Origin of the sequence: Streptomyces sp. BHT-5-2 (assembly GCF_019774615.1) — a bacterium.
Classification (GTDB): Bacteria; Actinomycetota; Actinomycetes; order Streptomycetales; family Streptomycetaceae; genus Streptomyces.
The window spans coordinates 6,290,060-6,303,180 of sequence record NZ_CP081496.1 but is presented as its reverse complement, the minus strand read 5'-3'; the positions used below and the strand labels follow the sequence as shown (position 1 = coordinate 6,303,180).

The following is a 13,121-nucleotide window of genomic DNA, read 5'->3' as shown; positions in this document are numbered from 1 at the left end:
GCCTTTTCCTGTGAGCGGCCGCTTCTTGTCAGTGGCGTCTTCCTGCGAGCGGCGTCTTCCCGCGAGCGGCGTCTTCCCGCGAGTGCGGTTTCCGCTTGCCGTTCCGGCTCCTGCCGTTCCGGCTCCTGCCCTTCCGCCGGGCGCGGCGCCCGGACACGGAGGGAACAACCTCCCTCCCGGCCGCGTTGTGGCCCCGCAGGGGGCCCGCGCATCCCCTACGGGATCCGTTCGCCCCGCCTCTAAGGGATCCGTCCCGGCGACCGCCCCTCCACCACCATCGACATCCCGTCCAGCAGTCGCGCCAGTCCGAATTCGAAGAGCGAGTCCAGGGTCACGGCTTCCCCCTCCACCCCGTCCATCTTCGCGTACATGGGATACGCGCCGGACCGGAGGATGCGCTCGTAGGCCGGCTCCATGGCCGCCATCCACTGGTCCCGGTCCATTCCGGTGTGCTGCTCGGCCTCCAAGTCGTCCTCAAAGCCCGCGGCGGTGGCGCGCACATGGTTCAACAGCGTCACCGCCATGTGCAGCAGCGTCACCGGGTCCACCCCCTCGACCCGCGCCATGGTCCACTCGATGAGCGCCATCGCCCGCCCCATCGGCTGTGGCCGGCTGATCGACAGGTACGGGGCGAGCCACGGGTGCCGCCGGTAGAGCGCCCACTGCAGGCGGGCGCCCGTCTCCATCCGGTCCCGCCAGTCGGCAGGCGCCGGATCCGGCGTCCGCACCTCGGCGAACGCGGCGTCCGCCATCAGCATCACCAGCTCGTCCTTGCCGGCCACATGCCGGTAGAGCGCCATCGAGGAGACCCCGAACACGGCCGCCACGCGGCGCATCGACAGCGCGCGCAGCCCCTCCGCGTCGGCGACCTCGATCCCTGCCCGGACGATCCGCTCACGGGTCAGCGCGCCGTCGGCCTCCCGGGGCCGCCGCCCCCTCGGCGTCCCCTCGGGCTCCGCGCCCGCCGGCATGTATGGAGCGGCCTCGGGGGTGCCCGCCCGGTCGGCCGGTTCGGCGACCACCGTCCCCACTCCCGGTACGACCCGCACGACGCCCTCCTGGCGCAGCGCGACCAGTGCCTTGGTGGCGGTCGCCATCGCGACGCCCCACTCCTGGGTGATCCGCCGGGTCGACGGCACCCGGTCGCCCGGCGCCAGCTCGCCGGCGTCGACGCGCGCCCGGATCACGGCCGCGATCCGTCGGTAGGGCGGTGGCGCGGACTGGTTCACGCGGCGACCTCCGTACTAGTGCACTAGGGGGATCTCCCGGGTTTTCCGGGGTGTTGAGCGTAGCAGCGCCTGTGCCGGCGCCCGTTCGGCCCTCCAGGTGCACTAGTGTGATGCACCTCTAAATCCCTTGTGCGGCAAGGTGTTTGTGCCGTAAACCCCGCGTGCTTACGCTGTCGGCCATGACGTTTACCACGTATACCCCCGCGGTGCCGGGTGCGCCGACCCCGCCCACGACCGCGGGCCGTCGGGAGTGGACCGCTCTGGTCGTCCTCCTGCTGCCCTGCCTGCTCGTCTCGATGGACGTCTCGGTGCTCTACTTCGCCGTGCCGTTCCTGACGGCCCAACTGGAGCCCAGCGCCGTCCAGCAGTTGTGGATCCTCGACGTCTACGGCTTCGTGCTCGCCGGCCTGCTGATCACCATGGGCGCGCTCGGCGACCGAATCGGCCGCCGCCGGCTGCTGCTGTTCGGCGCGGTCCTCTTCGGCCTCGCCTCCTGCCTCGCCGCCTACGCGCAGAACGCCGAGATGCTCATCGCGGCCCGGGCGCTGCTCGGCGTCGGCGGCGCCACCCTGATGCCGTCCACCCTCGCCCTGATCCGCAACCTCTTCCTCGACGAGCGGCAGCGCGGCAAGGCCATCGCCATCTGGTCCGCGGCGGTGACCGGCGGGATCGCCCTCGGTCCGGTGCTCAGCGGGGCGCTGCTGGAGAACTTCTGGTGGGGCTCGGTCTTCCTGGTCAACACCCCTGCCATGGCACTGCTGTTGATCTGTGGGCCGCTGCTGCTCCCGGAGTTCCGGAAGCCGGCCGCCGGCCGCTTCGACCTCCTGGGGTCGGCGCTCTCCCTGGCGGCGATGCTGCCCGCGGTCTACGGGATCAAGGAGATCGCCCGCAACGGCGTGACCGCGCTCCCCGTCGCCGCCCTGGCCGTCGGCGTACTGGCGGCAGCGGCCTTCGTCCTGCGGCAGCGCACCGCCCGTCATCCCATGCTCGACCTGGAGCTCTTCCGGCACCGCGGGTTCAGCGGCTCGGTCCTGATGAACCTGCTGGCGATGTTCGCGGTCGTCGGGTGCGCGGTGTTCTTCACCCAGTACCTCCAGACCGTACGGGGCATGAGCCCGCTGCGGGCGGCGCTGTGGAACCTGGTGCCGACCCTGGCCGTCGGCGGGATGGCTCCGCTGTCCGCGGTGCTCGCCCGCAGGTTGGACCGGGCCTTCGTCGTCGCCCTCGGCTTCGCCGTCGCGGCCGGCGGCTTCGTGTGGCTGTCCTGGTTGGCGCCGTCCTCGCCGCTGTGGTTCGTTCTGGGCGGGTCCGCGGTCTACGCCTCCGGCCTGGTGGTGGTGATGTCGCTCGGCAACGAGCTGGCCCTCGGCGCCGCGCCGCCGGAGCGGGCGGGCTCCGCCTCGGCGCTGCTGGAGTCGGGCACCGAACTGGGTGGCGCCCTGGGCATGGCGATCCTCGGCACCGTCGGGAGCGCGGTCTACCGCGGCGACATACGGGGTGTGCTGCCCGGCGGTCTCACGGATCAGGCCGCCGGGACGGCACAGGAAACCCTGGCCGGGGCGCTGGCGGTCGCCGCCCGGCTTCCGGGCGAGGCAGGTCACGTGCTGGTGGCGGCCGCCAAGGACGCCTTCACGCAGGGACTGCACACCGCCGTGCTGTGTGCCGCGGGCGTGATGGGCACGGGGGCCGTCCTGGCGGTGGTGCTGCTGCGCGGCATGGGGGCGGCGCGGGGCACGGCGAAGGAGGGGGAGACGGCACGGCCAGGGGCGACGGGCACGGCGACGGGCGACGCCTCCGAGGACGCCGCTTCCGCCGCCGTCAACTGACCTCAGCTGAAGTCGAATTCCCCGGTGCGGGTCCGCTTCAGCTCGAAGAACCGGTCGTAGCCGGCGAGCAGCCGGGCGCCGTCGAAGACCCGCACCGCGTCCTCGCCCCGCGGGATCGACATCAGGACCGGGCCGAAGAAGGCCACCCCGTCGATGTGGATCGTGGGCGTGCCGACGTCCTCGCCGACCGGGTCCATGCCCTCATGGTGGCTCTTGCGCAGCGCGTCGTCGTAGGCATCCGTCTCCGCGGCGCGCGCCAGCCCGGCGGGCAGCCCCACCTCGGCGAGCGCCTCCTCGACGACGGTCGCGGTGTCCTCCCGGCCCTCCTTGTGGATCCGGGTGCCGAGCGCGGTGTACAGGTCGCGCAGCACCTCCTCGCCGTGCTCCTGTGCGGCCGCGATGCACACCCGCACCGGCCCCCAGCCGGCGTCCAGCAGGTCGCGGTACTTCTCGGGGAGGTCCTCGCGGCCCTCGTTGAGCACGGACAGGCTCATCACCCGGAACCGCAGCTCGATGTCCCGCTGGCGCTCCACCTCCAGGATCCAGCGGGAGGAGATCCAGGCGAACGGGCAGATGGGGTCGAAGTAGAAGTCAACGGAGTGCCGGGTGGGGCTCTGGTGCGTCATGCGGTCCAGATTAGGACGTCGGCGGCCCGGTCGGCTGGGACACTCCACTGCCGTGCGCCTGGGCCAATTCGGCCGCCGTGCGGCCCGGCCCGCCTTCCAGATCCTCCTGGCCTACCCCGCTGTGCCGCCCTTCTTGCCCCTGCCGGTCGTCCCGGCGCTCCCCGTCCCTCCGGTGTCGCCCGCGTCCTCGTCCGCTTCCGGCTCGACGCCCAGCATCCGCTGGAGCAGCTCCCTGAGCAGGGTGCGCTCGGCGACCGTCAGCCGGCCGAGCGGCTGACGGGCGAAGTCCAGCGACGTGCGCAGCCGCTCGGCCGTCTCCCGGCCTTCGGGGGTCGGCACGGCCAGCTTGACCCGGCGGTCGGCGGGGTCGGGGCGGCGCTCCACCAGGCCGCGGGACTCCAGGCGGTCCACGATGCCGGTCACGTTGGACGGCTCGCACTTCAGGCACTGGGCGAGCTTGCGCATCGGCATCGGCTCCATCACCAGCATCCGCAGCAGCCTGGCCTGGGCACCCGTGAGGGAGTGCTCGGCCGCGGCGCGCTCGTACTCCTCGTGATAGCGGGCGACGACGGTGCCGATGAGATCGACCACCTCGACGGTCAGCGGGTCTGGGCGCGGAGTCATACACACCAGGATACCCAATTGCTTGACAAGCTGAAATATTCAGCTGCATCATTGTTTCAGCATCTGAAGCATTTGGAGGATCACGCTCATGTCCGCACCGCTGCCGACGACCAGCCGCGAATGGCACCTCGTCGCCCGCCCGCAGGGCTGGCCCACCCCCGACGACTTCGCGCTCCGTGAGGCTGCGCTGCCCGAGCTCGCCGACGGCCAGATCCTCGTCAAGAACGTCCACTTCTCCGTCGATCCGTACATGCGCGGCAGGATGAACGACGTCAAGTCCTACGTCCCGCCCTTCCAGCTGGACCAGCCGATGGAAGGCGGTGCGATCGGCGAGGTCCTCGCCTCGCGCGCCGACGGCTTCGCGCCCGGCGACCACGTCCTGCACGGCCTCGGCTGGCGCGAGCACGCCGTCCTCGGCGCCGACCGCGTCGCCAAGGTGGACGCCTCGCTCGCCCCGCTCACCGCCTACCTCGGCGTCCTGGGCATGCCCGGCCTGACCGCGTACGCGGGCCTGCTGGCGGTCGCCGGGTTCAAGGAGGGCGACGCCGTCTTCGTCTCCGGCGCGGCCGGCGCGGTGGGCAGCCAGGTCGGGCAGATCGCCCGCCTCAAGGGCGCCTCCCGCGTCATCGGCTCCGCCGGCTCCGACGAGAAGGTCCGGCTGCTCACCGAGGAGTACGGCTTCGACGCCGCCTTCAACTACAAGAACGGCGACGTCACCGAGCAGCTCAAGGCCGCCGCCCCCGACGGCATCGACGTCTACTTCGACAACGTCGGCGGCGACCACCTCGAAGCCGCCATCAGCGTGCTCAACGTCCACGGCCGTGCCGCCATCTGCGGCATGATCTCGATGTACAACGCCACCGAGCCGAGCTGCGCCCCGCGCAACCTCCCCCTGGTGATCGGCAAGCGCCTCCGCCTGGAGGGCCTGCTGGTCAGCGACCACCAGGCGCTGCAGCCGCAGTTCGTCGAGGAGGTCTCCGCCTGGATCCGCTCAGGCGAGCTGAAGTACAGCGAGACCAAGGTCTCGGGTATCGAGAACGGCGTCGAGGCGTTCCTCGGCATGCTCCGCGGCACCAATACCGGGAAGATGATCGTGAGCCTGGCGGACTGAGGCCACCGTCCGGACGGCCGGGAAGCGCGGCGGCCGGCGGGCGTGCTCAACCGGCCTCCGTCCGGGGCGTGTTCACTCGGCCTCCGTCCGGGGGTGCGCTCGCCCGGCCACCGTCCGGCGGGCGCACCCACCCGGTTCCGACCGGCGGGCGCGCTCCCGGCTTCCGTCCGCCCGCTTTCCCGGCTCGCTCGTGGCGGGGCGAACTCCCTTGCGGCCGCGCCTGTTTCGCGCGGGCTGCACCGTCCCGCCTCCGCGGGCGCTAGCCCGTGGGTCCGTAGGTCGTAACCTCGCCCGTATGAACAACCGGAAGCGCAAGAAGCTCGCCGAACGCCTTGTCGCGGCAGCGGCGTTGGCGGGGGTCGCCCAGGTGACGGCGCTGCTGCGGGCCGGGGCCGACCCGGCGGCGGCCGACGCCGACGGCACCACCCCGCTGTACGCGGCGTCCGTGCACGGCGACGCCGACAGCGTCCGCGTACTCCTGGCGGCGGGCGCGCCGGCCGACGCCGAGAGCGGGCACGGCGAGCAGGGCACCCCGCTGTGCGCCGCCGCCTGCTGGGGCCACACCGCGGCGGTCCGCGAACTCCTCGCGCACGGCGCCGACCCGCGGCTCCGCGAGGACCACGGCACGGGCCTCGGGCCACTGGACTGGGCGCTGGCCGGGCCGCACCCGGAGACGGCCGCACTGCTCCGGGCCGCCGGCGCCGTCCCCACCCGCGCGCCGGCCGATCCGGCCTCCGCACTGTGAGACTCGCCTCCCGCCGGGCGGCCCCGGCCCGTTAGGCTCGTCGGCAAGCCGTCGCGATGAGTGGGCGCGAGTCGCGGCGAACCACAGGAGGATCCGGTATGTCCATCCAGCCCGTCGACGTCGTCTACACCGCCGTCGCCACCGCCGAGAACGGCCGCGACGGCCGCGTCGCCAGCGACGACGGCAAGCTCGACGTCGTCGTCAACCCGCCCAAGGAGCAGGGCGGCAGCGGCGCCGGCACCAACCCGGAGCAGCTCTTCGCGGCCGGCTACAGCGCCTGCTTCCAGGGCGCGCTCAGCGTCGTCGCCCGCCGGGAGAACGCCGACGTCTCCGGTTCCCGGGTGACCGCCAAGGTCGGCATCGGCAAGACCCCGGACGGTGCCTTCGGCCTCGCGGTGGAGATCGTCGCCTCGATCCCCACCGTCGACGCCGCCACCGCCAAGGACCTCGTGGAGAAGGCGCACCAGGTGTGCCCCTACTCCCACGCCACCCGCGGCAACATCGAGGTCACGCTGACCGTCGCCTGACGGACCGGAGCGGTCGGGGCGCCCCGGGAGGTCGGAGCGACCGAAGCGAACCGAGGGAGCCCGGGCGAGTGAGGGCGACCGAGGCGAGCGAGGTCGCCGAGTCCACCGGGACGGTCCGAACCGCCGCGTCCGGCATCGGCACACAGAGGGCCGCACCCCCCGACGGGGTGCGGCCCTCCGCCGTTCCGTACCGCTCGGCCGCGGCCCCGCCGGCATCCGCCGTGACACAGGTCACGTTCGCCGAATCTTGACGCCCGGCCCGTGTAATCGATTACGTAGCCCTCGCGCGACACGCGTAATCGATTACACACCGGCAGGACGGCGGCGGAGCCATGGCGAACATCAAGGACGTGGCGGAGCGGGCGGGGGTCTCCGTCGCCACCGTCTCCCGGGTCCTCAACGGCAACAGTCCGGTCGCCGAGACCCGCGAGCGGGTGCTCGCCGCGGTACGGGAACTGGGCTACCGGCCCAACAACGTCGCCCGTGCCCTGCGCACCGCCCGGACCGGCGCGCTCGGTCTGGTGATCGGCGATCTCACCAACCCCTTCTTCACCGAGCTGGCCGACGCCGTCGAGGACGCCGCCCGGGGCCTGGGCTACAGCCTCGTCATCGGCAACGCCGGCGAACGCCCCGCCCAGCAGGACGACTACATCCGCACCCTGCTGGACCGCCGGATCGACGGCCTGCTGGTCAGCTCGGCCGGCACCGGCTCGGCGATGCTCCGTGAGGTCGTCGCCTCCGGCACCCCGCTCGTCCTGCTGGACCGCGCCGTCCCCGGCATCGACGCCCCCTGCGTCCGCGCCGACGGCCGGACCGCGCTCACCGACCTCGCCGCCCACCTCGCCGCGCTCGGCCGTCGCCGCCCCGCGATCATCGTCGCCCCGGCCGGCACCCCCACCGGCGACGAGCGCCTGGAACTCTTCCGCTCGGCCCTGGCCGGCCACGGCATCGCGCTCCCCGACGAGCGGGTCGGCGCCACCCCCGACCTCCAACCCAGCGGCGGCCGCCGGGTGATGAGCGGTTTCCTGGACCTCCCCGAACCACCGGACGCGGTGCTGGCCACCGACAACCTGATGGCGCTCGGCGCGATGGACGAACTCCGCGCCCGCGGCCTGCGGGTGCCCGACGACATGGCGCTGGTGGTCTATGACGACGTGCCGTGGTTCGCGCACACCGACCCGCCGCTGACCGCCATCGCCCAGCCCACCCGCGACCTCGGCCGGGCCGCCGTGCAGACCCTGCTGGCACGCATCGAGGGCCGTCCCGCCGAGTCGGTCCTGCTGCCCGCCCGGCTGGTGCCGCGCCGCTCCTGCGGCGAGGCCCCCGCCCGCTGACCGCCCCCGCCCGCCGGCACCACCGACCGTCCGGAACATCCGGATCGCCCCGATCCGCCCGTCCCCCGCAGCCGATACGGCCCGCACAACCCACACGACCCGGGGGCCCGCCACCGCCACACCGTCCGGGGCCACCCGCCACCCGACGAACACCCACCCGAGGAACACACCGAGGAGAGAGGGGCAGCGCATGACCGGCGTCAACGACGACGTACCGGACGGCCGCGAACTGCTGCGCGTCGAGGGGGTGACCAAGGCGTTCCCCGGAGTCCGCGCGCTGGACGGCGTCGATCTGAGCCTGCGCGCCGGCGAGGTGCACGTACTGCTCGGCGAGAACGGGGCCGGCAAGAGCACCCTGATCAAGATGCTCTCCGGCGCCCACCGCCCCGACGCGGGCCGCATCCTCGCCCACGGGGGCCCGGACGGCTCGGCCGACGGGCTCCGCGAGGTGCGGATCCGCTCCGCGCAGGACGCCGAACGGCTCGGCATCGCCACCATCTACCAGGAGTTCAACCTCGTCCCCGGGCTGACCGTCGCCGAGAACATCTTCCTCGGCCGCCAGCCGCGCACCGCCCTCGGCCTGGTCGACAGGAAGACCATGCGCGCCCGCGCCGCCGAACTGCTGCGCCGGGTGCGCCTGGACGTCTCCCCGAACGCCCCGGTCGCCGAACTCGGCATCGCCCGGCTCCAGATGGTGGAGATCGCCAAGGCGCTCAGCCTGGACGCCCGGGTCCTGATCATGGACGAGCCGACCGCGGTGCTCACCTCCGAAGAGGTGGAGACGCTCTTCGGCATCGTCCGCGAACTGCGCGCCGCCGGCGTCGGCGTCGTCTTCATCACCCACCACCTCGACGAGATAGGCGCCCTCGGCGACCGCGTCACCGTCCTGCGCGACGGCCGCTCGGTCGCCGAGGTGCCCGCCGACACCGGCGAGGACGAACTGATCCGGCTGATGGTCGGCCGGGACATCGCCGAGCAGTACCCCCGCCGCCGTCCCGACGCACCGGGCGCGCCGCTGCTGCGGGTGCGGGGCCTGACCCGCCGCGGCGCCGGGCGAACCGGCGGCGCCCCGGCCCGGCCGGTCTTCGAGGGCGTCGACTTCGACGTCCGGGCCGGCGAGGTGGTCGGGCTGGCCGGGCTGGTCGGCGCCGGCCGCACGGAGGTCGCCCGGGCCGTCTTCGGCGTGGACCGTTACGACGCCGGCAGCGTCGAGGTGGCCGGTGAGCCGCTGCCCCGGGGCGACGTCCGGGCCGCGATGCGGGCCGGGTTGGGGCTCGTCCCCGAGGACCGCAAGGGCCAGGGCCTGGTGCTGGACGCCTCGCTGCAGGACAACCTGACGCTGGCCCGACTCGATCGGGACACCCGTGGCGGGCTGGTCGACCGGCGCGGGCAGCGTCGCCGGGCAGCCGCCGTCGCCGAGCAGTTGAAGGTGCGGATGAGCGGGCTGGGGCAGCACGCCCGCACCCTCTCCGGCGGCAACCAGCAGAAGATCGTCATCGGCAAGTGGCTGCTGGCCGAGACCCGGCTGCTGATCCTGGACGAGCCGACCCGCGGCATCGACGTCGGCGCCAAGGTCGAGATCTACCGGCTCGTCAACGAGCTGACGGCGGCCGGCTGCGGAGTGCTGATGATCTCCAGCGACCTGCCCGAGGTGCTCGGCATGAGCGACCGGGTGCTGGTGATGGCGCAGGGCCGGCTGACCGGCGAACTCACCGCCGACCAGGCCACCCAGGACGCCGTGATGGAGCTGGCGCTCCAGACCCCGCACGGGGCTTCCGACGGCACGCACACCCACGAGAGCGCGATGGAGGGCTCCGATGTCCGCTGAGCTGAAGACGACAGCCGCCCCCGAGGCGGCGGGCGGGGGCCCGGCCCCGGGCGGCCTCGGGCCGTGGTTCTCCCGGGCCGTCCTGCGCAACGGCCCGCTCGGCGGTCTGCTCGCCCTGGTCGTGGTGATGGCCGTGCTGTCGCGTGACTTCCTCAACGGCCAGAACCTCCTCAACGTCGGTGTGCAGGCATCGGTCACCGCGATCCTGGCCTTCGGCGTCACCTTCGTGATCGTCTCGGCCGGCATCGACCTGTCCGTCGGCTCGGTCGCCGCCCTGTCGGCCACCGTCGTCGCCTGGGCCGCCACCGGCCAGGGGCTGCCGGTCTGGCTCGCGGTGCCGCTCGGCCTCGCCGTCGGCGCGGCCGCCGGCCTGCTCTCCGGCGCCCTGGTCGCCTATGGACGGCTGCCCGCCTTCATCGCCACCCTGGCGATGCTGTCCGTGGGGCGCGGCCTGGCGCTGGTCATCTCCGGCGGTTCGCCGATCCCCTTCCCCGGAGCCGTCAACGCGCTCGGCGACACCCTGGGCGACTGGCTGCCGGTGCCCGTCCTCGTCATGATCGCGATGGGGCTGGCCGCCGCCCTGATCCTGGCCCGCACCTACTCCGGCCGCGCGATGTTCGCGATCGGCGGCAACGAGGAGGCGGCCCGCCTCTCCGGCATCGACGTCAGGCGCCGCAAGCTGGTGATCTACGCGCTCTCCGGGCTGTTCGCCGCCGTCGCCGGCATCGTGCTGGCGGCCCGGCTCACCTCCGCCCAGCCACAGGCCGCCGGCGGTTACGAGCTCGACGCCATCGCCGCCGTCGTCATCGGTGGCGCCAGCCTCTCCGGCGGCTCCGGCAAGGCGTCCGGCACCCTGATCGGCGCGCTGATCCTCGCCGTGCTGCGCAACGGCCTCAACCTCCTGAGCGTCTCGGCCTTCTGGCAGCAGGTCGCCACCGGTCTGGTGATCGCGCTCGCGGTCCTCCTGGACACCCTGCGGCGAAGGAGCGCGCGATGAGGCGGCGCACGGCACTGCTCGGCGCCGCCCTCGTGGTCGGTGCCCTCGCCCTGGCCGGCTGCGACCGCGGCGGTGACACCGACCTCGGCCTGGCCCTGTCCACGATGAACAACCCCTTCTTCGTCGGGATCAAGAAAGGTGCGCAGGCCGAGGCGGATGCCCGGGGACTGCGCATCAACATCACCGACGCGCAGAACGACCCGATGCAGCAGATCAACCAGATGGAGACCTTCACCAGCCAGCAGGTGAAGGCGGCCGTCATCAACCCGGTGGACTCCGACGCGGCGGTCCCGGCCGTCGGCGTCGCCAACCGCGCCAAGGTGCCGGTGATCTCCATCGACCGTGGCGTCAACGGCGGACGGGTCGGCTCGACCATCGCCTCCGACAACGTCGCCGGCGGCCGGCTCGCCGCGAAGACCCTCGCCGAGGCGCTCGGCGGCAGGGGCAAGGTGGCCTTCCTCGAAGGCCAGCCCGGCACCTCCGCCGCCCGCGAACGCGGGCAGGGCTTCGAGGAGGGCATCCGGCAGTACCCCGGAATCGAGGTCGTCGTCCGGCAGCCCGCGGACTTCGACCGCACCAAGGGCATGGACGTGATGTCCAATATGCTCCAGGCGCACCGCGACATCACCGGGGTGTTCGCCGCCAACGACGAGATGGCACTCGGCGCCTCCAAGGCGCTGGGCGCCCGCTCCGGCAAGGACGTGAAGGTGGTGGCGTTCGACGGGACCCCGGACGGGGTCCGGGCCGTCCGCGCCGGCACGCTCACCGCCACCGTCGCCCAGCAGCCCGAGCTCCTCGGCAGGCAGGCCGTGGACTGGGCGCTGAAGGCGGCCCGCGGGGAGAAGCTGCCGCGGACGGTCAGGGTGCCGGTGGTGCTGGTGACGGCGGCCAACGCCGCCCGGTTCGGCGGCTGACCGTGCCGCCGGGCGGCACCGGGGCGGCACACCGCCACCACCACCGGTACCCGCCGGGCGGCGACACACAGGAAGAAAAGGCAACGCGGCGTATGGACACGAGTGAACGACGCCCGGACAGAGAAGAGGAACGGCGCATGTACGACGTCCTGGTGGTCGGCTCGGCCAACGCGGACCTGACCGTACGGGTTACCCGGCGGCCCGGCGCGGGGGAGACCGTGCTCGGCACGGACCTGGTGGAGTCGGCCGGCGGCAAGGGCGCCAACCAGGCGGCCGCGGCGTCCCGGATCGGCGGGCGCACCGCCCTGCTGGCCCGGGTCGGCGGCGACGCCTTCGGCGAACTGCTGCTGGCCGCCCAACGCGCGGCGGGCACCGACGTGGCCCCCGTCATCGTGGACGGGAACGCCCGCACCGGCACCGCGATGATCATCGTCAGCCCCGACGGCGACAACAGCATCGTCGTCTCGCCCGGCGCCAACGCCGCCCTGACCCCGGACGACGTGGCTGCCGCCAAGGACGTCATCGCCGCCTCCGCGGTGGTCTCCCTCCAGCTGGAGATCCCGATGGAGACCGTGCGGGCGGCCGCCGCGGCCGCCGAGGAGGCCGGCACCCGCGTCGTCCTCAACCCCTCCCCGGCGCCCGAGAGCCTCGACCGTGAACTCCTCGCCGCGGCCGACCCGTTGGTCGTCAACGAGCACGAGGCCCGGCAGCTCTCCAGCCGCACCGACGGCACCCCCGCCGACTGGGCGGCCGCCCTGCACGAGCGCGGCGCCCGCTCCGTCGTGGTGACCCTCGGCGGCGACGGCGCGCTGGTCCTGGACGCCTCCGGGACGACCGCCGTGCCCGGCGTACGGGTCGAGGCCGTGGACACCACCGGCGCCGGCGACGCCTTCACCGGCGCCCTGGCCACACGACTGGCCGGCGGCGCGACCCTCGCCGAGGCGGCCCGCTTCGCGGTACGCGTCGGCGCCGCCGCCGTCACCAAGCCCGGCGCCCAGCCGTCGTACCCCACCACCGACGAACTCGCCCAACTGCCGGAACAGCCGTAGCCCCCGCAGACACCGGCCCCCGAGCCGGCAGAGCCGGCAGCGGCGACCGGCCCGTCCGGCCCGTCCCCTGAGCCACCGGAGGGGCCGCCCGGCGGTGCCCGGCGACTCGGCCGGACGGGCCGGACGGGCATGGTGGGACGGTCGGGCCGGACGGGACGGTTGTCGGGCTGGCCAGACCGACCTGGCCGACCTGGCCGAGCCGACGGGGCCGTCTGAGTCGAGTGGATCGACCAGGTGGCGCGGGCCGACGGGGCCGGCCTGGTGCGCCAAGACCGGGCCGGCCGGGGCGGCCTGCCGGGGGCAGGGCAAGG

Annotated in this window: 10 protein-coding genes and 1 pseudogene; 8 read left to right on the top strand and 3 right to left on the bottom strand. The window is 73.7% G+C overall.

What is annotated here, in order from left to right; genetic code table 11:
* Nucleotides 1–239 precede the first annotated feature (239 nt).
* Nucleotides 240–1,229 (bottom strand): TetR/AcrR family transcriptional regulator C-terminal domain-containing protein, encoded by a 990-nt coding sequence (locus K2224_RS27905; RefSeq protein ID WP_221909329.1) that lies wholly within the window; start codon nucleotides 1,227–1,229, stop codon nucleotides 240–242.
* A gap of 179 nt (nucleotides 1,230–1,408) precedes the next feature.
* On the opposite strand from K2224_RS27905, the gene K2224_RS27900 reads away from it, so the two are divergent.
* Nucleotides 1,409–3,055: an MFS transporter gene (locus K2224_RS27900; protein ID WP_221909328.1), complete on the top strand. Its 1,647-nt coding sequence runs from the start codon at nucleotides 1,409–1,411 to the stop codon at nucleotides 3,053–3,055.
* A gap of 2 nt (nucleotides 3,056–3,057) precedes the next feature.
* Here K2224_RS27900 and K2224_RS27895 read toward each other — a convergent pair whose 3' ends face one another.
* Nucleotides 3,058–3,681 carry a DsbA family protein gene (locus K2224_RS27895; RefSeq protein ID WP_221909327.1) on the bottom strand — a complete coding sequence of 208 codons (624 nt, stop codon included), beginning with the start codon at nucleotides 3,679–3,681 and terminating at the stop codon, nucleotides 3,058–3,060.
* Nucleotides 3,682–3,792: 111 nt separating this feature from the next.
* Entirely contained in the window at nucleotides 3,793–4,305 is a 513-nt protein-coding gene (locus K2224_RS27890) for a MarR family winged helix-turn-helix transcriptional regulator (protein WP_260693391.1), read from the bottom strand.
* Nucleotides 4,306–4,393: 88 nt separating this feature from the next.
* On the opposite strand from K2224_RS27890, the gene K2224_RS27885 reads away from it, so the two are divergent.
* The 7 genes and pseudogenes from K2224_RS27885 to K2224_RS27850 all read left to right on the top strand — a co-directional run bounded on the left by K2224_RS27885 (nucleotide 4,394) and on the right by K2224_RS27850 (nucleotide 12,810).
* Nucleotides 4,394–5,416 (top strand): NADP-dependent oxidoreductase, encoded by a 1,023-nt coding sequence (locus K2224_RS27885; protein ID WP_221909326.1) that lies wholly within the window; start codon nucleotides 4,394–4,396, stop codon nucleotides 5,414–5,416.
* Nucleotides 5,417–5,711: 295 nt separating this feature from the next.
* Nucleotides 5,712–6,161 (top strand): ankyrin repeat domain-containing protein, encoded by a 450-nt coding sequence (locus K2224_RS27880; RefSeq protein WP_221909325.1) that lies wholly within the window; start codon nucleotides 5,712–5,714, stop codon nucleotides 6,159–6,161.
* 98 nt (nucleotides 6,162–6,259) lie between these two features.
* A complete protein-coding gene (locus K2224_RS27875; RefSeq protein WP_018539653.1) occupies nucleotides 6,260–6,688 on the top strand; it encodes an organic hydroperoxide resistance protein in 429 nt (142 codons plus the stop codon).
* A 332-nt stretch (nucleotides 6,689–7,020) separates the two neighbouring features.
* A complete protein-coding gene (locus tag K2224_RS27870; protein ID WP_221909324.1) occupies nucleotides 7,021–8,022 on the top strand; it encodes a LacI family DNA-binding transcriptional regulator in 1,002 nt (333 codons plus the stop codon).
* Nucleotides 8,023–8,212: 190 nt separating this feature from the next.
* Nucleotides 8,213–9,850: a sugar ABC transporter ATP-binding protein gene (locus K2224_RS27865; protein ID WP_221909323.1), complete on the top strand. Its 1,638-nt coding sequence runs from the start codon at nucleotides 8,213–8,215 to the stop codon at nucleotides 9,848–9,850.
* Nucleotides 9,840–11,761, top strand: a pseudogene (locus tag K2224_RS40860) (substrate-binding domain-containing protein). Before K2224_RS27865 ends, K2224_RS40860 begins: the two are co-directional and overlap by 11 nt.
* 137 nt (nucleotides 11,762–11,898) lie before the next feature.
* Complete coding sequence (locus K2224_RS27850; protein WP_221909320.1) at nucleotides 11,899–12,810, top strand: ribokinase; 912 nt, start codon at nucleotides 11,899–11,901, stop codon at nucleotides 12,808–12,810.
* Nucleotides 12,811–13,121: the final 311 nt, after the last annotated feature.

What these genes read in the sequence shown, in the direction of transcription:
- K2224_RS27875 (WP_018539653.1), top strand. Translation starts at nt 6,260, where the DNA reads ATGTCCATCCAGCCCGTCGACGTCGTCTACACCGCCGTCGCCACCGCC.
- K2224_RS27880 (WP_221909325.1), top strand. Translation starts at nt 5,712, where the DNA reads ATGAACAACCGGAAGCGCAAGAAGCTCGCCGAACGCCTTGTCGCGGCA.
- K2224_RS27870 (WP_221909324.1), top strand. Translation starts at nt 7,021, where the DNA reads ATGGCGAACATCAAGGACGTGGCGGAGCGGGCGGGGGTCTCCGTCGCC.
- K2224_RS27885 (WP_221909326.1), top strand. Translation starts at nt 4,394, where the DNA reads ATGTCCGCACCGCTGCCGACGACCAGCCGCGAATGGCACCTCGTCGCC.
- K2224_RS27890 (WP_260693391.1), bottom strand. Translation starts at nt 4,305, where the DNA reads ATGACTCCGCGCCCAGACCCGCTGACCGTCGAGGTGGTCGATCTCATC.
- K2224_RS27865 (WP_221909323.1), top strand. Translation starts at nt 8,213, where the DNA reads ATGACCGGCGTCAACGACGACGTACCGGACGGCCGCGAACTGCTGCGC.
- K2224_RS27895 (WP_221909327.1), bottom strand. Translation starts at nt 3,681, where the DNA reads ATGACGCACCAGAGCCCCACCCGGCACTCCGTTGACTTCTACTTCGAC.
- K2224_RS27900 (WP_221909328.1), top strand. Translation starts at nt 1,409, where the DNA reads ATGACGTTTACCACGTATACCCCCGCGGTGCCGGGTGCGCCGACCCCG.
- K2224_RS27850 (WP_221909320.1), top strand. Translation starts at nt 11,899, where the DNA reads ATGTACGACGTCCTGGTGGTCGGCTCGGCCAACGCGGACCTGACCGTA.